This is a genomic window from Achromobacter mucicolens, assembly GCF_029866465.1.
Taxonomy (GTDB): domain Bacteria; phylum Pseudomonadota; class Gammaproteobacteria; order Burkholderiales; family Burkholderiaceae_B; genus Achromobacter; species Achromobacter mucicolens.
Genome location: NZ_CP123364.1, coordinates 22,349 through 41,045 on the forward strand (window position 1 = coordinate 22,349; position 18,697 = coordinate 41,045).

Annotated in this window: 17 protein-coding genes; 14 read left to right on the plus strand and 3 right to left on the minus strand. The window is 66.9% G+C overall.

All coding sequences use genetic code 11. The annotated features are described in order from the left end of the window. Window positions 1-46: 46 nt before the first annotated feature. Both QEP15_RS00110 and QEP15_RS00115 read left to right on the plus strand, forming a co-directional pair. Window positions 47-982, plus strand: a complete 936-nt coding sequence (locus QEP15_RS00110; RefSeq protein ID WP_280148273.1) for a 2-hydroxyacid dehydrogenase — start codon at window positions 47-49, stop codon at window positions 980-982. Window positions 983-1,463: 481 nt separating this feature from the next. Continuing rightward, complete coding sequence (locus QEP15_RS00115) at window positions 1,464-2,297, plus strand: AraC family transcriptional regulator (protein ID WP_152383057.1); 834 nt, start codon at window positions 1,464-1,466, stop codon at window positions 2,295-2,297. Window positions 2,298-2,313: 16 nt separating this feature from the next. Here QEP15_RS00115 and QEP15_RS00120 read toward each other — a convergent pair whose 3' ends face one another. Further along, window positions 2,314-3,210 (minus strand): LysR family transcriptional regulator, encoded by an 897-nt coding sequence (locus tag QEP15_RS00120; RefSeq protein WP_280148274.1) that lies wholly within the window; start codon window positions 3,208-3,210, stop codon window positions 2,314-2,316. A 159-nt stretch (window positions 3,211-3,369) separates the two neighbouring features. Here QEP15_RS00120 and QEP15_RS00125 point away from each other — a divergent pair, with 159 nt between their 5' ends. The 3 genes from QEP15_RS00125 to QEP15_RS00135 are packed head-to-tail and all read left to right on the plus strand — an operon-like array spanning window position 3,370 to window position 8,149. Then, entirely contained in the window at window positions 3,370-4,350 is a 981-nt protein-coding gene (locus QEP15_RS00125) for a Bug family tripartite tricarboxylate transporter substrate binding protein (RefSeq protein WP_062839321.1), read from the plus strand. 24 nt (window positions 4,351-4,374) lie between these two features. Next, the gene (locus QEP15_RS00130; RefSeq protein WP_280148275.1) at window positions 4,375-6,438 is read left to right on the plus strand and encodes a hydantoinase/oxoprolinase family protein; all 2,064 of its coding nucleotides are present in this window, start codon (window positions 4,375-4,377) and stop codon (window positions 6,436-6,438) included. Further along, window positions 6,425-8,149: a hydantoinase B/oxoprolinase family protein gene (locus QEP15_RS00135; protein ID WP_152383059.1), complete on the plus strand. Its 1,725-nt coding sequence runs from the start codon at window positions 6,425-6,427 to the stop codon at window positions 8,147-8,149. The genes QEP15_RS00130 and QEP15_RS00135 overlap by 14 nt, the downstream gene beginning before the upstream one ends. A 13-nt stretch (window positions 8,150-8,162) precedes the next feature. Here QEP15_RS00135 and QEP15_RS00140 read toward each other — a convergent pair whose 3' ends face one another. After that, a complete protein-coding gene (locus QEP15_RS00140) occupies window positions 8,163-8,966 on the minus strand; it encodes a GntR family transcriptional regulator (RefSeq protein ID WP_062839324.1) in 804 nt (267 codons plus the stop codon). A gap of 184 nt (window positions 8,967-9,150) precedes the next feature. On the opposite strand from QEP15_RS00140, the gene QEP15_RS00145 reads away from it, so the two are divergent. The 9 genes from QEP15_RS00145 to QEP15_RS00185 are packed head-to-tail and all read left to right on the plus strand — an operon-like array spanning window position 9,151 to window position 17,408. Continuing rightward, the gene (locus QEP15_RS00145; protein WP_056327670.1) at window positions 9,151-10,182 is read left to right on the plus strand and encodes an ABC transporter substrate-binding protein; all 1,032 of its coding nucleotides are present in this window, start codon (window positions 9,151-9,153) and stop codon (window positions 10,180-10,182) included. A 46-nt stretch (window positions 10,183-10,228) separates the two neighbouring features. Beyond that, window positions 10,229-11,296, plus strand: a complete 1,068-nt coding sequence (locus tag QEP15_RS00150; protein ID WP_063953571.1) for an ABC transporter ATP-binding protein — start codon at window positions 10,229-10,231, stop codon at window positions 11,294-11,296. Further along, window positions 11,293-12,159: an ABC transporter permease gene (locus QEP15_RS00155; RefSeq protein ID WP_056327672.1), complete on the plus strand. Its 867-nt coding sequence runs from the start codon at window positions 11,293-11,295 to the stop codon at window positions 12,157-12,159. The genes QEP15_RS00150 and QEP15_RS00155 overlap by 4 nt, the downstream gene beginning before the upstream one ends. Window position 12,160: 1 nt before the next feature. Continuing rightward, window positions 12,161-12,961 (plus strand): ABC transporter permease, encoded by an 801-nt coding sequence (locus tag QEP15_RS00160; RefSeq protein ID WP_056327673.1) that lies wholly within the window; start codon window positions 12,161-12,163, stop codon window positions 12,959-12,961. Further along, window positions 12,961-14,118, plus strand: coding sequence for an NAD(P)/FAD-dependent oxidoreductase (locus tag QEP15_RS00165; RefSeq protein WP_056327674.1), 1,158 nt, complete (start codon window positions 12,961-12,963; stop codon window positions 14,116-14,118). Before QEP15_RS00160 ends, QEP15_RS00165 begins: the two co-directional genes overlap by 1 nt. Further along, complete coding sequence (locus QEP15_RS00170) at window positions 14,102-14,410, plus strand: (2Fe-2S)-binding protein (RefSeq protein WP_056327675.1); 309 nt, start codon at window positions 14,102-14,104, stop codon at window positions 14,408-14,410. Before QEP15_RS00165 ends, QEP15_RS00170 begins: the two co-directional genes overlap by 17 nt. Continuing rightward, window positions 14,407-15,849 (plus strand): FAD/NAD(P)-dependent oxidoreductase, encoded by a 1,443-nt coding sequence (locus tag QEP15_RS00175; RefSeq protein ID WP_217618873.1) that lies wholly within the window; start codon window positions 14,407-14,409, stop codon window positions 15,847-15,849. The genes QEP15_RS00170 and QEP15_RS00175 overlap by 4 nt, the downstream gene beginning before the upstream one ends. Window positions 15,850-15,861: 12 nt before the next feature. Next, entirely contained in the window at window positions 15,862-17,025 is a 1,164-nt protein-coding gene (locus QEP15_RS00180; protein WP_280148276.1) for an NAD(P)/FAD-dependent oxidoreductase, read from the plus strand. Continuing rightward, window positions 17,022-17,408 carry a RidA family protein gene (locus QEP15_RS00185; protein WP_063953567.1) on the plus strand — a complete coding sequence of 129 codons (387 nt, stop codon included), beginning with the start codon at window positions 17,022-17,024 and terminating at the stop codon, window positions 17,406-17,408. The genes QEP15_RS00180 and QEP15_RS00185 overlap by 4 nt, the downstream gene beginning before the upstream one ends. Here the strand turns inward: QEP15_RS00185 and QEP15_RS00190 are convergent. Continuing rightward, window positions 17,383-18,663 (minus strand): amidohydrolase family protein, encoded by a 1,281-nt coding sequence (locus QEP15_RS00190; RefSeq protein ID WP_152383062.1) that lies wholly within the window; start codon window positions 18,661-18,663, stop codon window positions 17,383-17,385. The genes QEP15_RS00185 and QEP15_RS00190 overlap by 26 nt on opposite strands. Window positions 18,664-18,697 lie beyond the last annotated feature (34 nt).

Consider the following 18,697-nt stretch of genomic DNA (forward strand, 5'->3'; position numbering starts at 1 on the left):
CAACCCGCAGGCGCGCCGCGCCGGCCTTCCAGCAGCAAGGACACGCATGCGCCTCATCATCAATTCCGGCGGCCCCCAGGCGACAGAAGAATGGCGCGCGCATTTCCGCGCGTTCGCGCCGGAACTGGACGTTGCCGGCTGGCACGAAGACCCCGACCCCGCCACCATCGACTACGCCCTCGTCTGGGCCCCCGGCGCCGGCCGCCTGGCCACCTTCCCCAACCTGAAACTCATCATCAGCGCCGGCGCCGGCGTCGACCACATCCTCGCCGACCCCGGCCTGCCGCGCCACCTGCCCATCGCCCGCATGGTCACCGCGCGCACCCAGACCGAAATGGCCGAGTACGTGCTCACCAGCGCCCTCATGATCACGCGCAACGTCAAACGCATCACCGACAACCAGGCCCGCCGCCACTGGGAATTCTTCGACTCCCTGCGCGTCGCCGCCGACGTGCGCGTCGGCATCATGGGCCTGGGCCACCTTGGCATCGCCTCAGCCCAACTCCTGTCCGGCGCAGGCTTTCCCGTCAGCGGCTGGTCGCGCGGCGCCAGCAGGCTCCCCGACATGCCGTCCTACGCAAGCCAGGACCAGTTCGCCGACTTTCTCGCCAACACCGACCTCCTCGTCTGCCTCCTGCCCGCCACCGAAACGACGCGCGGCATCCTCAACCGCACGACGCTGTCCCAGCTCCCAAAAGGCGCCAGCCTCATCAACGCCGGCCGCGGCACCCACATGGTCACCGAGGACATCCTGGATGCGCTGAACAGCGGCCATCTGGACCAGGCCATCCTGGACGTCTTCGAGCAGGAACCCTTGCCTGAAGACTCCCCACTGTGGACGCACCCAAGAATCACCATCACGCCCCACTGCGCGGCGATCCCCGACCGAAAGGAGCGCGCGCGCCACACCGCGCTGCTGATCGCAGCCAACGAGCGCGGCGAGGCGCTTCCCAACATCTACGACCCTCAGCGCGGCTACTGACGCCCAGTCACCGTGTCACGCAAGTCGGCTACTCGGCAAAACGTCACGGCACCCAGCGGAGCGCGCAGCGCCAACGTATGACGCAAGACACCGCGTAAGCGCCACCAGGCCGCCCGCGCGGCCGCCGTGGAGCGGGCACCGCAAGATCTTCCCTCCCAAGCACCGCCCGAGCATAAAAACGCCAAGCACCCCGCCCGCCCCAGCGATGCGGAAACTCGAACTAACAGAGCACGGTGTGGCGGCGGCCTTGGGGCGCGGGGCGTGTAGATGCGCCCGAGGGAATCTGAAGGGAGCCGAAGGCGGACGAAGATGACGAAGGGGCAGTCCGGAGCGAAGGCTCCGGACCGCAATCGTAGCCCCGCGCCCCAAGGCCGCCGCCGCGCCGTGCGTCTAAAGAACCCCACCGGCGCAACCCAGAGAAAAAAACCGCAAAATCTGCAAACCCCCAAAAGCTAAATTGCCCCTACCAAGGAGCAACCCATTGAAACCCGCAACGCGATCCCAACACGCCCAACGCCTGGACCCCGTCCTACGCTGGCTAGCCGCCAACCCAGACGCCCCGCCAGACCTGCACCACCTGGCCGACCTGGCCTGCCTATCCCCCTATCACTTCCACCGCGTCTACCGCGCCATGATGGGAGAAACGGTCAACGCCACCGTCCAGCGCATCCGCATGCACCGCGCGGCTGCCGCCCTGGCCGGCTCCGAAATCCCATTGAGAGACATCGCCCAACGCGCCGGCTACGAATCCGACGCCGCCTTCAACCGCGCCTTCGGCGCCCTCTTCGGCACCCCGCCGGGCCGGTATCGCGCCGCCCGCGCCCAGTCTTCCACCCCCAAGGAGCTGACCATGTACCCCGTCGTCATCGAGAACTTCCCTGGAACCATCCTGGCCGTCCTGCCCCATCGCGGCAGCTACCAGGACATCGGCCCCGTCTTCTCAAGGGCCTTCATGCTCGCCATCGGCCGCGGCATCGCCACCCCGGACACCATCGGCTACGGCATCTACTTCGATGACCCCGAACAGGTCCCCGAAAGCCAGTTGCGATCGCTGGCCGGCATGCCCGTCGCGCCCGATGCCGACATCGGCCAGGAACTCGAACGCTTCGAAATCCCCGCCGGCCGCTGCGCCATCCTCACGTACACCGGCCCCTACAACGAAATGCGCAAGCCCTACGACTGGCTCTTTGCCGAATGGCTCCCGTCCAGCGGCATGGCCCCCGCGGACTTCCCCATGTTCGAGCAATACCTGAACGACCCGCGCACCACCCCGCCCGCGCAATTGCAGACCCGCATCTGCCTGCCGCTGCAATAGCAGACAGCGCCTCCCGCTACCCGAGCACGCCTGCCAGATATTGCCGCAGCCAGGCGTGCGCCGGATCGTCCTGATAGCGCTCGTGCCAGTACAACGACACCGCAATGGGCGGCAACGTCAGCGGCACCTTCTGCGTCACGATGCGCGCGCTGCCCGACATCGCCTTCGCAATGCTCACCGGCATCGTCGCGATCAGGTCAGATCCCTCCACGATGAACGGACACACCAGATAGCTGGACAGCGTCGCCACGATCTTGCGGCTGCGGTTCTGGCCCATCAGGATGCGATCGATCGCCGTGCTGAAGTAGCGCGTGTGCGCGGCCAGATCCAGATGCCCGTAGCTCAGGTAGGCGTCCAGGTTCCAGCGCTTGCGCAAACACGGATGCCCTTCGCGCACGATGCACACCGCCGGCTCCTGGTACAGAAAGCGCGTGCGCAGATCCGGCGCCGGGTCCGGAAAATAGCCCGCGATCAACTCCACATGATTGGTGTCCAGCATGCTCAGCCCGTGCTGCGGGCGCGCCGGCACGATCTGCAACTGGAAGTGCGGCGCATCCACCGCAAGCCGCGGAATCAGCTTGGGCAGCAGCGTGTACTGCACATAATCGGTCGCATACAGCGACAGCGTGCGCGACGAATGCGCCGGGTCGAACGCCTCGCGGGTGCGCGTCGCGCGATGCCAGCCCTCCAATAGCGGCTTGAAATGCTGGTGCAGTTCCAGCGCCCGCAGCGTCGGCTGCCACGCGCCGCCCTCGCGCACCAGCAGCGGATCGCCGAACAACTGGCGCAGCCGGTTCATTGCCGCGCTCATGGCCGGCTGGCTGATGTTCATCGCCTCGGCCGCGCGCGACACATTTCTGCATGCCATCAGCGCATCGAAGTGCAGAAGCAGATTCAGGTCCGGACTCTTCATCGCCGCGCGTCCATAAATGGCATCTATACAAATATAAACCTGTAGGACTGCTGTCATCGCGGCGCCAGGCCTAGCATGACTTCGTTGTTGCAGCGAACCAAGGTCGGACACGCATGATCCGGCCATAAGGAAGTTCTATCAACAAGGGGAAACCAAGCCATGAAAACAGGGCTACTTCGCAGTTGCTGTCGCATTGCCGCCGGCGTCGCGCTCTTTGCGGCCGCCGGAACCGCCAGCGCCGCCTGGCCTGACAAGGTCATCCGTATCGTCGTGCCGTTCGCGGCCGGCGGCTCCACCGACCTGGTGGCGCGCAAGATCGCCGAAGGACTGAGCCAGCGCCTGGGCGCCAACGTCATCGTCGAAAACCGGCCCGGCGCGGGTGGCACCGTCGGCACCGAGTACGTCGCGCGCCAACCCGCCGACGGCTACACCATCCTCATGGGATCGGTCAGCACGCACGGCAGCGCGCCCTGCGTCTATTCCAAGTTGCCGTACGACGCGGTCAAGGACTTCACGCCGCTGACGGTCGTGGCCACGATCCCCAACGTCATGTCGGTGAACCAGTCCGTCCCCGCCAACAACCTGCAGGAGTTTGTGGCCCTGCTGAAGAAAGAGCCCGAGAAGTATTCCTTCGCCTCCAACGGCCAGGGCACGTCCAATCACCTGGCCGCCGAACTCTTCAAGTCCACCGCCGGGGTGTCGATGGTGCATGTGCCTTACCGCGGCTCCGGCCCCGCGCTCATCGACCTGGTGGGCGGACAGATCAACATGATGATGGACGTCGTGATGACGTCGTACCCCTACATCAAGGACGGCAAGATCAAGGCGCTGGCGGTGACCTCGCCGCAGCGCTCGGCCATGTTGCCCGACGTGCCCACCGTCGCCGAGTCCGGCTACCCCGGTTACGAGGCCATGGTGTGGTTCGGCATGCTGGCGCCCGCCAACATGCCCGAACCCTTGCGCACCAAGCTGACCGACGGCCTGGTGCAGACCCTGCACGCGCCCGCCATGAAGACCTATCTCGAGCAGCAGGGCGCTCAGGTGTCGGACGTTGCGGGCCCGGCGTTCGGCTCGATGATCAAGGACGAAATCAGCAAGTGGTGCCAGGTGGTGAAGAAAGCCGGCATTCGTCTGGACTGACCCTCATTTTTTGGAAAGAACGATATGTATCGCATAGGGATAGACGTCGGAGGCACGTTTACCGATTTCACGATGATCGACGAGGACGCCGGCGTGGTGCACTTTCACAAGGTGCCCTCCACGCCGCACGATCCCTCCGAGGCCATCGCCACGGGCATCGGTCAGATGCTTGCGGATCATGGCGTCGCGCCGTCGCAGGTGTCGCACGTGGGCCATGGCACCACGGTGGCCACCAACCTCATCATCGAACGCAAAGGCGCGCGCGTCGGCCTGATCACCACACGGGGCTTTCGCGACGTGCTGGAGATCGGCCGCCAGACGCGCCCGCACCTGTACGACTACAGCGTGGGCAAGCCGCCCGTCGCGGTGCCGCGCGAATTCCGCGCCGAAGTCGACGAGCGCGTCAACGCGGCGGGCGAGGTCCTGACGGCGCTGGACGAAGCGCAGGTGCGCGATGCGGCGCGGCGCTTCGCCAAGGCCGGCATCGAGGCCGTGACGATCTGCTTTCTGCATGCTTACCGCAACCCGGCGCACGAGCGGCGCGCGGCCAGCATCGTCCAGGAAGAAATGCCGGATGCGTACATCAGTCAGTCGTCCGAGGTGTTGCCCGAGTTCCGCGAATACGAGCGCCTGTCCACCACCGTGCTCAATGCGGCGGTCGGGCCGAAGATGGCGCGCTACCTGGAGCGTTTCCTGAAGCGGGTGCGGGAACTGGACATCGGGCATGAACCGCACACCATTCACTCCAACGGCGGCCTGATGTCGATCGCCACGGTGCGCCAGTATCCAGTGCGCACCTGCCTGTCCGGCCCCGCCGCCGGCGTGGTCGGCGCCGCGGCCGTGGGACGCGCCATCGGCAGCCTGAACCTCGTGACGTTCGACGTGGGCGGCACCAGCACGGACGTGTCGCTGGTGTGCGAAGGCAGGCCGCTCTTCACCTCGCATCGCCATGTCGCCGGCTATCCGGTCAAGACGCCGATGGTCGACATCCATGTCATCGGCGCGGGCGGCGGCAGCATTGCGTGGCTGGACGATGCCGGCGCGCTGAAGGTGGGTCCGCACAGCGCGGGCGCGGTGCCGGGCCCGGTGGGCTACGGCCGTGGCGGCCAGGAGCCCACCATCACCGACGCCGAAATCGCGTTGCAGCGGCTCAACCCCGTGGCGCTCTTGAACGGCCGCATGCCGGTGTATGCCGATGCGGCGCGCGAGGTCATCCGCGGCCGCGTCGCCGAACCGCTAGGCCTGTCCATGGAGGCGGCTGCCGAGGGCATCCTGCGCATCGCCGCCGCCAACATGAGCCGCGCGATCCGGGCGGTTTCCACCGAGCGGGGCTACGACCTGTCGCGCTTCGCGCTGTATGCCTACGGCGGCGCGGGTCCGCTGCACGCCGTGGAAGTGGCCGAGGAATGCGGCATCCCCCTCGTCATCGTGCCGCAGGAACCCGGCACGATGTGCGCGCGCGGCATTTTGCTCAGCGACATCTCGTTCGACTTCGTGCAAAGCGAGATATCGCTCGCCAGCGAGGACACGTGGCCCGCCATCACCGCCATCTTCGAAGGGCTTGCCGCGCAGGCGCGCGACTGGCTCGCGTCCGAACGCGTCGATCCCGCGCTGCGCGTGTGCCACAGCGCGATCGACGCGCGCTACGAGGGGCAGAACTTCGAGGTGCAGGTCAGCCTGGACGACACGGGCCCGGGCGGCTACGCGCAATTCGCGCGGCGCTTTGAAGAGGCCCATGAGCGCGAATACGGCTACACGGTAGATGATCGCAAGGTGCAGATCATCAATTGCCGCATGCAGGCGGTCGGACAGGTGGTGAAGGCGCCGCTCGCGCCACGCCATGTGGGCGGCACGCTGCAGGACGCGCGGCTGGGCGAGCGCAAGGCGTACTTCGGGCCGGCGCATGGCTGGCTGCAAACGCCCGTGTACGACCGCGACCGCGTGCCGACCGGCGCGCGCTTTCAGGGCCCGGCGCTGCTCGAGGAAATGAGCTCGACCACGGTGGTCGGCGTGGGCCACGAGGCCAGCGTCGACGAATTCGGCAACCTGATCATCCGTTTGCAAGGAGGCTCGCATGAACAAGCCTGATTCCATTGACCCGCGCGAGGCGGACAGCGCCTCGGTCCTGGCGGATCCGATCGGCATGGAGGTGTTCTGCAACCGCCTGCTGTCGATCACCGAAGACATGAACAACACGCTGGTGCGCGCCTCGTTCTCGACCAACATCAAGGAACGCAAGGATTGCTCGGTGGCGCTCTTTGACGCGGCAGGGCGGCTGGTCGCGCAGGGCACGCAGATCCCGCTGCACCTCGGATCGCTGGACGGCGCCATGCGCGCCATCCTGCGCACGTTTGCCGAAGACCAGATCCGCGACGGCGACGTGTTCATCTGCAACGATCCGTACCTGGCCGACGGCAGCCACCTGCCCGACATCAACATCATCACGCCGGTGTTCTGGGAAGGCACGCTGCGATTTTTTGCCGCCAACATCGCGCATCACTCCGACGTGGGCGGCGCCGTGCCTGGCTCTATTGCCGGCGGGCTGAAGTCGATCTTCGAGGAAGGCATCCGCATCCCCGCCTGCCGCCTGGCCCGCGCGGGCCAGGCCGACGAGGACCTGCTGCGCCTCATCTGCGCGAACACCCGCGATCCGGAAGAGCGCGTGCTCGACCTGCGCGTGCAGATGGCGACCAACCGCCGCGGCGCGGCCGCGGTGCAGGGACTGATCCGCCAGATGGGGCTGCAAGCTGTGCTGCGCTCGGTGGACGACGTGATCGCCTATACGCGCAAACGCCTCTTGAACCGCATCGCCGAGCTGCGCCCCGGCAGCTACACCTTCCGCAGCGATCTTGACGACGACGGCATGGGCGGCGATCCGGTGCCCATCCAGGTGACGCTGACCGTGGGCCCGGACAATCTGCATTTCGACTTCGACGGATCGGGCAAGCAGGCGCGCGGCGCCATGAACCTGCCGTTCAATGCCCTGCGCGCCTGCGTCTACTACGCGGTGAAGGCGCTGCTGGATCCGGATCTGGCGCCCAATGCCGGGCTGTTCGACCCGATCACGCTGTCCGCGCCCGTGGGCACCATCACCAATCCCGAGCATCCGGCCGCGGTGGGCGCGCGGTCCATCACCGCGCAGAAGGTCGCCGGCGCGATCTTCGGTGCATTTCGGGGCCTGCTGCCGCCGGAAAAGACCATGGCTTCCAGCAACGACTGCTGCCCCGCCATCGTGTTCTCGGGCCGGTGGCGCGAGCGCGCGGGACACTTCGTGTACCTGGAAACCTTGGGCGGCGGCGCGGGGGCGCGATTCGATGCGGACGGCATGGATGCGGTGCATGTGCACATGACCAACACGTCGAACCTGCCGGTCGAAGCGCTGGAGAACGAGTATCCCCTGCTGATGGACGAGTACGCGATGATTCAGGACTCGGGCGGCGCGGGCCGCACGCGCGGCGGCATGGGCATCGCCAAGCAGATACGCGCGGTGGGACCAGGCATCGTGTTCTCGGCGCGCTCGGACAGCCACACCGTCGGCGTGGCCGCAGGCGTTGACGGCGGTGGAGATGGCCGCCGCGCGCGCCTGATCCGCAACTTCGGAACGCCGCAGGCCGAGGAGCTTTTTTCCAAGACCGCCAACATTGCGCTTGCGGCTGGCGATAGCGTGCGCATCGAAACGCCGGGGGCCGGCGGTTATGGCGCGCCGTCGGAGCGGCCGCGGGCGCGCGTGGAACAGGACCTGGCTGACGGCAAGATCAGCCCTCACGCGGCGCGTGCGGACTATGGGCTGTCCGCGTAGACCGAGCCGCGCGTCAACTGACGTTCAGGGTCATCGAGTACTTCATCTTGTCGTGCGGAAACGTGGTGATGGTGGCAAGCAGCAGCACGCCGCCGTCGCCGTAGTACCGGCGGGTGATGACAAAGCCGGGCGTGCCGGTGTCGACTTGAAGTTGCCTGGCGATCGCCGCGCCGATCGGCGTGGCGGAGAACTCCTGGTTGACCTCGGTGATGCGGTCGCCGAAGTGGTCCTCGATCAGCCGCAGCAGCGAGATCCGCGACTTCACATCCACCAGCACGTCCGAATGCGCCGGGTTCGTGTAGATGAGCGTGCTGGCGGCCGGCACGTCGGGATCGTCCAGTGTCTTGATCGAGTTGATGTGCAGCCATTCTTGCCCGGCTTCGCAGCCCAGCGTTTCGGCAAGGCGCTTGGTCAGCTTGACGGTGCGCACGTCCTGCACCAGCAGTGCCGCGTTGCGCGCGTACTGCAGCAGATCGGGAAACTGCGAGATGCGCTGCGTGAAACGGGTCGTCGCGCGGGCCGTTTCGACACGCGTGCCCACGCCCGGCCGGCGCGACACCACGCCCGCCACCGTCAGCATGCGGATCGCTTCGCGGATGGTGTGGCGGCTGGCGCCGAATTGTTCGCACAGTTCGTGCTCGGTGGGAAGCAGCGTCATGACGGGGTAGCGCCCGGAGCTGATGTCCTGCGAGAGCGACTGATAGATGCTCTTGTAGCGGGGGCCACCCGACATGTCTGCCGGGAGCGCCGCGCCGGGCCGGCCGCGGGCTTGCCGCTCCCCGCCGGGGCTGGCAGCGCGCTCGGAGGATCGGGTCATGAGGTTGGCTCCTTGATTGGTTTTATAGGGTTTGTCCGGACAATAACCGATTGACAAGGCAGTCATGCGGGATTCATTATTTGTCCGGACATTCATGTACGGACAAATTGTACGGCGGACATGAGGTCGCCGGGCAACAAATCAGTCGGTTCTTGCAGTTCTCTTCCAAAATTCGGGGGTTCTCATGAGCAAGGTACTTGCAGTGCTCGCGGCGGCGGCGGTAGCGGCCGGGCTGGGCGCAAACGCACAGGCGCAGCAGAAACTGGTGGTGGCCGGCTACGGCGGCTCGTTCGAAGACATCATGCGCAAGGACATCTTCCCGCCCTTCGCCAAGCAGCATGGCGTCGAGCTGGATTACGTGGCCGGCAATTCCACCAACACCGTGGCGCGCCTGCAGGCGCAAAAGAGCAACCAGCAGATCGACGTCGCCATCATCGATGACGGCCCCATGTACCAGGCCATTGCGCTGGGTTTTTGCGAACCCATCAAGAACCTGCCCGCCGACGACATCTACACCACCGCACGCTACAAGGACGACAAGGCGGTCGCCATCGGCATCGTGGCCACGGGCATCATGTACAACAAGAAGGTCTTCGACGAGAAGAAATGGGCGCCGCCCACGTCCTGGAAGGACCTGAAGGATCCCAAGTACAAGAAGCAACTGGTCATTCCGCCGCTGAACAACACCTATGGCCTGCACACGCTGGTGGAATACGCCCGCGAAGGCGGCGGCGGCGAAAAGAAGATCGATCCGGGCTTCACCACGTTCAAGAACGAGGTCGGTCCCAACGTGCTGGTCTATGAGCCTTCGCCCGGCAAGATGACCGAGCTCTTCTCCAGCGGGCAGGCCACCATCGCGGTCTGGGGCAGCGGCCGCGTCAAGGCGTTTGCCGACACGGGCTTTCCGGTCGGATTCGTCTATCCGCAGGAAGGCGCCTACGCGCTGCTGTCTTCCGTGTGTCCGATCGCCAAACCCAATGCCAACCCGAAGGCGCAGGCCTTCGTCGAATACCTGGTGTCGCCCGAGGTCCAGGAAAAGCTCGCTTCCGCGTACGGCTATGGTCCGGTCAACAAGAAGGCCAAGGTCACGGACGATCCCCGTGTGCCGCTGCCCATCGGCAAGCGCGCCGCCGATCTGATCGTGATCGACTGGGATACGGTCAATCAGAACCGGGACGACTGGAACAAGCGCTGGACGCGGGAAATCGAGCGCTGACGCGTGGGCATACGGGCGGCGCCACTGCCGCCCACCGGGAGCATTCATGACCTATCTTGTGCTTGACCGCCTGAGCAAGCGCTACGGCGACACCACGGCCGTTGAAAACCTGAGCCTGTCGGTAAACAAAGGCGAATTCATCTCGCTGCTGGGACCGTCCGGCTGCGGCAAGACCACCACGCTGCAGATGATCGCCGGCTTCGTCGAACCGTCCGGCGGCAGCATCGTGCTGAACGGCAAGGACGTCAGCAAGGTGCCCGCCAACAAGCGCGGGCTGGGCATGGTGTTCCAGAACTATGCGCTCTTTCCGCACATGACCGCGGCCGAGAACGTGTCGTTCGGCCTGGAGATGCAGCGCGTGAAAAAGGACGAGCGCCAGGCCCGCGTGGCCGATGCGCTCAAGCTCGTGGGCCTGTCGCATCTGGCCGACCGGCACCCGGCGCGCATGTCCGGCGGCCAGCAGCAGCGCGTGGCGCTGGCGCGGGCGCTGGTCATCCGGCCGAGCGTGCTGCTGCTGGACGAACCGCTCTCCAACCTGGACGCCAAGCTGCGCGAAGAGATGCAGCTGGAATTGCGCAGCATCCAGCGCACGGTCGGCACCACGACCATTCTCGTCACGCACGATCAGTCCGAGGCTCTGGCGCTGTCGGACCGCATCGTGGTGATGAACCAGGGCCGCGTCGAACAGGTGGCCGAACCCTTTGCCGCGTACGAAGGGCCTGCCAGCCATTTCGTGGGCGGTTTCCTGGGCAAGGCCAACGTGTTCACGCCGCAGGCCGAGCAGTACGAAGGCGAGACCCGCGCGCGCATCGGCGAGGCCCACATTGGTCTGGCGGGCGCACCGGTGCCGCAGGGCGCGGTGATCGTGCGGCCCGAAAAGATCCTGTTTTCCGAGCCCGCGGCCTGTGCATTGCCGGGCCGCATGAAGACGCGCGTCTTCCAGGGCAACCATTGGTTGTGCCAGGTGGAAACGTCGGTCGGCGAAGTGATGGTGATCCGGCAGAACGACGGCGTGCCGGTGCCCGCCGAAGGCGAGACCGTGCATCTGCGCTGGCGCGCGCAGGACATGTGCGCCGTCGATCCGGCGGCCGCGCCGCAAGGCAACGCGTCATGAGCGCGCGCACCAATCCGTGGGTGCTGAGCGCCCCGGCGCTGGTAGTGTATGCCACGTTCCTCGTGGTGCCGATGGCGCTGGTGTTTCTGATCAGCTTCTTCGACTTCCAGTTCTACGGCGGCATCGAGGCCACCTTTACCTGGAAGAACTACATCGAGATCTTCTCGGACGGCTACTACTACGAGATCTACGCGCGCACGTTTGGCGTGGCCGCGGCCGTGACCGTGGCGTGCCTGGTGCTGGGCACGGCCGAAGCCTACGTGCTGTCGCGCATGGCCAATCCGTGGAAGGGCCTATTTTTGATGGTGGTGCTGGGCCCGCTGCTGATTTCGGTGGTGGTGCGCACGCTGGGCTGGGCGTTGCTGTTCGGGTCCACCGGCCTCATCAACAAGGCGCTGATGGGCATCGGCCTGATCTCCACCCCCATCGACCTCATGTACAGCAACCTGGGGGTGGGCATTGCGCTGACGCACGTGCTGGTGCCCTTCATGGTGATCTCGGTGTGGGCGTCGCTGCAGCGGATCAACCCCGCTACCGAGGCGGCTGCGCTGTCGCTGGGCGCCAGCCAGTTCACCGTCATCCGGCGCGTGATCGTGCCGCAGGTGATGCCCGGCATCCTCTCGGGCGCAATCATGGTGTTTGCGATGGCGGCCAGCTCGTTCGCCACGCCGGCCATCATCGGCGGGCGGCGCTTGAAGAACGTGGCCACCGCCGCCTACGACGAGTTCCTGAACACCCTGAACTGGCCGCTGGGCGCGGCGCTGGCCGTGGTGCTGCTGGTGGCGACCGTGGTGGTGCTGCTGTCGGCCAACCGCATCATCGAGCGCCGCTACGGGGCCGTGTTCAACCAGGCCGGAGGCTGACATGCAATTTCGCAACGGCCCCATCGGCCTCGTCTTCCACACGCTGTTCATCCTGTTCATCCTGGCGCCCATCGTCATGGTGTGCGCGGTGGCGTTCACGTCTGAAGGCTTCATTTCGCTGCCCTCGGGCGGGCTGTCGCTGCGCTGGTTCCGCGCCATCCTGGACAACCCGCGCTTTGTCGATGCGTTCTGGTTCAGTCTGGGCCTGGGCACGTTGTCGGCCACGCTAGCCATCGGACTGGCCGTGCCCAGCGCATTGGCGATCGCCCGCAACCGCTTCACGGGCCGCGAAGCGCTGGTGGCGTTCTTCCTGTCGCCGCTGATGATTCCGCACGTGGTGCTGGGTCTGGCGTTCCTGAAGTTCTTCACGACCGTGGACCTGGCCGGCACGTATTTCGGCCTGGTCGTGGCGCACGTGATTCTGGTCATGCCGTATGCGCTGCGGCTGGTGCTGGCCTCGGCAACGGGCATCGATCCGGCGCTGGAGCGGGCGGCGCAGTCGCTGGGCGCGTCCAACTGGACGGCATTCCGGCGCGTGGTGCTGCCGCTCTTGCTGCCGGGCGTGGTCAGCGGCTGGGTGATCGCGTTCATCACCAGCTTTGACGAACTGACGATGTCGATCTTCATCGCCTCGCCGTCCACCACGACGCTGCCGGTGCGCATCTTCCTGCATATCGAAGACACCATCGATCCGCTAGTGACGGCCGTGTCGGCGGTGCTGATCTACGTGACGATCATTGCCATATTCATCCTGGACCGCGCGGTCGGCCTGGAGAAGCTGTTTGTAGGAAAGGGACGCTGATGACGGAAGAGAAAGAACTGGCGCCGCGCGCGCCCGTGCACCGCGGTATCTACGATGCGGCGGTGATCGGGGGCGGTCTGGTCGGATCGGCCGTGGCCTACGGGCTGCGCCGCGAACTGGACCACGTGGCCGTGCTGGACGAGGGCGACGTGGCCTATCGGGCTTCGCGCGGGAACTTCGGCCTGGTGTGGGTGCAGAGCAAGGGCATGGGCCTGCCGCGCTACGGCGTGTGGACGATGACGTCGGCCACCGGCTGGCCCCGGCTTGCCGCCCTGCTGCAGGAAGAGACCGGGGTCGACGTGCACCTGGAGCAGCGCGGCGGCCTGCACGCGCTCCTGAGCGACGAAGAGGTCGAGGCGCGCACACGCTTCATGAATACGCTGCTGGCGCAGCCGGGCATGGCGCAGTACGAATGGAAGATGCTCGATCGCGCCGAGGTCGCGGACCTGGTGCCGGGCATCGGACCCGAGGTGCGCGGCGCGACGTGGACGCCGGTGGACGGCATCGCCAATCCGCTCAAGCTGCTGCGCGCGCTGCACATGAGTTTTGCACAGCGGGTTGTGGATTACCTGCCGCAGCGGCCGGCGCAGAGCATCCGCCTGCGTGACGGCGTGTTTGAAATCGCCACGCCCGGCGGCACGGTGCGCGCGCACAAGGTGGTGCTGGCCTCGGGGCTGTCCAACAAGCAGCTTGGCGAGCAAGTCGGGCTGGATGTGCCGGTGCGGCCGCAGCGCGGCCAGATCGTCGTGCTGGAGCGCACGCGCCGCATGCTCGAGACGCCGTTGTCCACGCTGCGCCAGACCGACGAAGGCACGTGGCTCATCGGCGATTCGCAGGAAGAGGCCGGCTATGTGGACAACCTGGTTGGCCTGCCGATCCTGGGCACGCTTGCCGACCGCGCCGTTCGCACCCTCCCCGCGTTGCGGGACGTGCGCGTGGTCCGCAGCTGGGCAGCGCTGCGCGTCATGTCCAAGGACGGCTTTCCGATCTATCAGCAATCCGAAACGTGCCCGGGGGCCTTCGTCGCCACCTGTCACAGCGGCGTGACCCTCGCCGCCGCGCACGCGCTCAACTTGGCGCCCATGATCGCCGCCGGCAAGCTGGCCGACGACATGGCGCCCTTCTCGACCCGGAGGTTTCATGTTCAAGCGGCTTGACGAGGCGCAGCGGCAGGCGCAGGGCGCGCCGGTGCGGGTAACGGTCAATGGCGCCGAAATGCTGTGCCGCCAGGGCGACAGCGTGGCGGCGGCGCTCTTTGCGGGCGGCGTGCAGGCCTGCCGCGACACGGCCGTCAACGAGGTGCCGCGTGGCCCCTACTGCATGATGGGCGTCTGCTACGACTGCCTGGTCACCATCGACGGACAAGCGAACCAGCAGGGCTGCATGACGCCCGTGCGGGAAGGAATGAAGATCGAGCGCCAGTTGGGCGCGCGCAAGGTGCAGGCATGATCGACACGATGCAATGCGATTTGCTGGTGGTGGGCGCCGGTCCGGCCGGTTTGGCAGCCGCGACGCTGGCCGCGAACCTGGGCGTGGATACCATGCTGCTCGATGAGCAGCCCGCGCCCGGCGGCCAGATCTACCGCGCCATCACCACCACTCCGGTCACTAACCGCGGCATTCTGGGTGAAGACTACTGGCACGGCGCGACGCTGGTGCCGCCGTTCCAGAAATCGGGCGCGCGCTACGTGCCGGGAGCGACGGTCTGGGCCGTGGCGCAGCGCACCGCGCCCGAGCCGGCCGACGGTTTCGAGGTGGCGTACTCGGTGGCGGGCGAGGCCCGCATCGTGCACGCACGCCGCCTGCTGCTGGCCACCGGCGCACAGGAGCGGCCCTTCCCCATTCCAGGCTGGACGCTGCCGGGCGTCATCACCGCGGGCGCTGCGCAGATCCTGTTGAAGTCGTCCGGCGTCGTGCCGTCCGATCGCACCGTGCTGGCCGGTTGCGGGCCGCTGCTGTACCTGGTGGCCTGGCAGTACCTGAATGCGGGCGTGAAGGTCGATGCGCTGCTGGAAACCACGCCGCCGGGACGCATGGGACAGGCGCTGCCCAAGGTCTGGGGCTTTCTGCGGTCGCCATATCTGGGCAAGGGACTGAAACTGCTGCGCGCGGTCAAGGCAGCCGTGCCCATCGTCAAGGGCGTGACGGCGCTGGAAGCGCTGGGCGACGGCAAGCTGCAAAGCGTGCGTTACACGGCGGGCGGCGTCACCAAGATGTTGCCTGCGGATCAGCTGATGCTGCACCAGGGCGTGGTGCCCAACGTGAACCTGTCGCGCGCGGTGGGCGTGGCGCACCGCTGGAATGACGCGCTGGACTGTTGGGAGCCGGAGGTCGACGAGTGGGGCACGACGGCGGTGGACGGCATCGGCATGGCCGGCGACGGCGCGGGCATCGCGGGCGCGGTGGCGGCCGAACACCGCGGCCGGTTGGCTGCGTTGCAGGCCGCGCATCTGCTGGGCCGCATCGACGCCCGCAAGCGCGACAGCGAGGCCGCCGCGCCGCGCGAGGCGCTGGCGCGGGCTGTGCGGGGCCGCGAATTCTTCGACACGCTCTATAAGGCGCCCGAGGCATTCCGCCGGCCCACCGGCGACACCATCGTCTGCCGCTGCGAGGAAGTGACCGCCGCGCAGGTGCGCGAGACCGTCAAGCTGGGCTGCAGCGGGCCGAACCAGATGAAGGCCTTCCTGCGCTGCGGCATGGGTCCGTGCCAGGGCCGCTTCTGCGGCCTGACGGTGTCGGAAATCATTGCCGAGGAACGCGGCGTGCCAACCGAGGAAGTGGGCTATTACCGGCTGCGCTTCCCGACCAAGCCGCTCACGCTGGGCGAACTGGCCTCGCTGCCCCAGACCGACGATTCGCGCCAGGCGGTCGTCCGCCTGAAGAAATGACGGGTGGACACCATGACCGTTCACCCGCGGGCGGCTGAAGTCATCATCATCGGCGCCGGGCTGCATGGCAGCTCGGCCGCATTGCATCTGGCGCGCGCTGGCGTGCGCGCGCTGGTCGTCGAAAAGAACTACGTGGGGCGTCACGCCTCCGGCGTCAATGCGGGCGGCGTGCGCACGCTGTCGCGCCATCTGGCCGAAGTGCCGCTGGCGCTGGCCTCGCGCGAGATCTGGTACCGCATCGGCGAACTGGTGGATGACGATTGCGGCTTCGAGCAGCACGGGCAGGTGCGCGTCGCCGAGAACGCGGCGGATGCCGAGACGCTGCGCGCGCGGCTCAAGACCATGACCGATCACGGCTACACCCACGAGCAGTGGATAACGCGTGAAGACCTGCTGGAGATGATTCCCGCGATTGCGCCCACGGTGCAGGGCGGCCTGATCGCGCGCGAGGACGCGGCGGCCGATCCCTACCGCACCACCCTCGCCTTTCGCATGAAGGCCGCCAGCCTGGGCGCACGCTTTCTGGAAGGCGTGCGCGTGCAAGGCGTGACGCGTCAGGACGGGCAATGGCGCGTGCAGACGGATGACGGCGTGTACACCGCGCCGCAGGTGCTGAACTGCGCGGGCGCATGGGCGGATCGCATCGCCGCGCAGTGGGGCGAGCCGGTGCCGCTGCTACCCATCAGTCCGATGATGCTCGTCACGCTGCGCATGGATCACTTTCTGGATCCCGTGGTGCTGGGCACGGGCCGTGCGCTGTCGTTCAAGCAGCGCACCAATGGCACCGTGCTGATCGGCGGGGGCCGGCGTGCCTGGGTGGATCGGGATGCCGAATGGACCGAACTGGATTTCCGCTCGCTGGCCGAGGGCGCACGCACGGTGGTGGACCTTTTCCCGCACATGCGCGACGCCATCGTGAACCGCGGCTGGGCCGGCATCGAGGCGGCCATGCCCGATGAGATCCCGGTGATCGGGCGCAGCAGCCGGCATGAGACCGCCTTTCACGCCTTCGGGTTTTCGGCGCACGGCTTCGAGCTCGGGCCCATCGTGGGCCGCATCATGGCCGACCTGATCACGACCGGCGCGACGGACCTGCCGATCGCGCCATTCCGGATTGAACGTTTTTCGGATGCCGCCATGGCATCCGCCCCATCGACCAAGGAGCAAGACGAATGAACGATATCGTGCGCAGGGAAACCAACGAGCGCCTGTCCCGCATCGTGATTCACGGCGACACCGTCTATATCGCGGGGGTGACGTCGACCGCGGAAGGCGGCATCCAGGCCCAGACGCGCGACGTGCTGGCCAAGATCGACGGCTATCTGAAGCAGGCGAACACCGACAAGTCGCGGCTGCTGTCCGTGCAGATCTGGCTCAAGGACATCGCGCGTGACTTTGCCGGCATGAACGCCGTGTGGGCCGAGTGGGCGCTGCCGCGCGCGATGCCCACCCGCGCCACCTGCGAGGCCAAGCTGGCCTCGCCCGACATGCTGGTGGAGATCATCGTGACGGCCGCGGCGCAGCCGGCTTACGTCAGCGGGCCGACGTCTGAAAGCTGACTTCGCCGGGGCGGCCCGGCAGGTGCAGCGTGGCGGTGGCCGGCGGCGTGGTCGCCACCACCTTGCCCGCGCGCAGCACCATCAGGCGCGTGGCGCGCAGGCGCAATGCCTCGACCGCGTCGCGCGCCTGCAGCAGCACCAGGTCGGCGCGCTTGCCGACCGCCAGGCCCGTCTCGTCCAGGCCCAGGATCTTGGCGGGCGTGGTCGTCACCGCTTCAAAACAGGCGCGCATCGCGTCCTGTCCCGTCATCTGGCCCACGTGCAGGCCCATGTGCGCGACTTCCAGCATGTCGCCTGAACCCAGGCTGTACCACGGGTCCATCACGCAGTCGTGGCCGAAGGCGACCGGCACGCCTGCCGCCATCAGCTCGGGCACGCGCGTCATGCCGCGTCGCTTCGGATACGTGTCGTGGCGGCCTTGCAGCGTGATGTTGATGAGCGGATTGGCAATCGCCGACACGCCCGCTTCGCGGATCAACGGAATCAGCTTGGACACGTAGTAGTTGTCCATGGAATGCATGGACGTCAGGTGCGAGCCCGTCACCCGGCCGTAGAGGCCGAGCCGCTGCGTGTGATACGCCAACGTTTCAATGTGGCGCGACAGCGGATCGTCGCTTTCGTCGCAGTGCATGTCCACGCGCAGGCCGCGTTCTGCCGCCAGCTCGCACAGGATGCGCACGGATTCGGCGCCGTCCTGCATGGTGCGTTCAAAGTGCGGAATGCCGCCCACCACGTCCACGCCCATGTCCAGCGCGCGCTTCAGGTTGTCCAGCGCCCCGGGCGCGCGCAGCACGCCGTCCTGCGGGAAGGCGACCAGTTGCAGGTCCAGGTAAGGTTTGACCTTTTCGCGCACGTGCAGCAGCGCTTCCGTTGCCAAGAGGCGCGGGTCGCAGACATCCACGTGCGAGCGAATGGCCAGCAGCCCGCGCGCCACGGCCCAGTCGCAATAGGCCAGCGCGCGTTCGACCAGCGCTTCCTGCGTGAGCAGAGGCTTGAGCTCGCCCCACAGCGCAATGCCTTCGAGCAGCGTGCCCGACTGGTTCACGCGCGGCAGGCCAAAGGACAGCGTCGAGTCCATGTGGAAATGCGCGTCGACGAAGGGGGAGGTGACCAGTTGCCCGGCGGCGTCCACCGTCTGCGCGGCCTCGGCCTTCAGGGCCGGTTCCAGCGCGGCGATGCGGCCATCGGCCACGCCGATGTCGATGTTGGTGCGGCCGTCGGGCAGCGTGCAGTGCTTAAGAATCAGGTCAAGCATGCGTGTTCCTTGCGAAGAATGTCAGTGTCGTCAT

Bases quoted from the DNA above. Each gene is read 5' to 3' on its own strand.
- QEP15_RS00110 (WP_280148273.1), top strand. From the start codon at position 47: ATGCGCCTCATCATCAATTCCGGCGGCCCCCAGGCGACAGAAGAATGG.
- QEP15_RS00120 (WP_280148274.1), bottom strand. From the start codon at position 3,210: ATGAAGAGTCCGGACCTGAATCTGCTTCTGCACTTCGATGCGCTGATG.
- QEP15_RS00125 (WP_062839321.1), top strand. From the start codon at position 3,370: ATGAAAACAGGGCTACTTCGCAGTTGCTGTCGCATTGCCGCCGGCGTC.
- QEP15_RS00130 (WP_280148275.1), top strand. From the start codon at position 4,375: ATGTATCGCATAGGGATAGACGTCGGAGGCACGTTTACCGATTTCACG.
- QEP15_RS00135 (WP_152383059.1), top strand. From the start codon at position 6,425: ATGAACAAGCCTGATTCCATTGACCCGCGCGAGGCGGACAGCGCCTCG.
- QEP15_RS00140 (WP_062839324.1), bottom strand. From the start codon at position 8,966: ATGACCCGATCCTCCGAGCGCGCTGCCAGCCCCGGCGGGGAGCGGCAA.
- QEP15_RS00145 (WP_056327670.1), top strand. From the start codon at position 9,151: ATGAGCAAGGTACTTGCAGTGCTCGCGGCGGCGGCGGTAGCGGCCGGG.
- QEP15_RS00150 (WP_063953571.1), top strand. From the start codon at position 10,229: ATGACCTATCTTGTGCTTGACCGCCTGAGCAAGCGCTACGGCGACACC.
- QEP15_RS00155 (WP_056327672.1), top strand. From the start codon at position 11,293: ATGAGCGCGCGCACCAATCCGTGGGTGCTGAGCGCCCCGGCGCTGGTA.
- QEP15_RS00160 (WP_056327673.1), top strand. From the start codon at position 12,161: ATGCAATTTCGCAACGGCCCCATCGGCCTCGTCTTCCACACGCTGTTC.
- QEP15_RS00165 (WP_056327674.1), top strand. From the start codon at position 12,961: ATGACGGAAGAGAAAGAACTGGCGCCGCGCGCGCCCGTGCACCGCGGT.
- QEP15_RS00170 (WP_056327675.1), top strand. From the start codon at position 14,102: ATGTTCAAGCGGCTTGACGAGGCGCAGCGGCAGGCGCAGGGCGCGCCG.
- QEP15_RS00175 (WP_217618873.1), top strand. From the start codon at position 14,407: ATGATCGACACGATGCAATGCGATTTGCTGGTGGTGGGCGCCGGTCCG.
- QEP15_RS00180 (WP_280148276.1), top strand. From the start codon at position 15,862: ATGACCGTTCACCCGCGGGCGGCTGAAGTCATCATCATCGGCGCCGGG.
- QEP15_RS00185 (WP_063953567.1), top strand. From the start codon at position 17,022: ATGAACGATATCGTGCGCAGGGAAACCAACGAGCGCCTGTCCCGCATC.
- QEP15_RS00190 (WP_152383062.1), bottom strand. From the start codon at position 18,663: ATGCTTGACCTGATTCTTAAGCACTGCACGCTGCCCGACGGCCGCACC.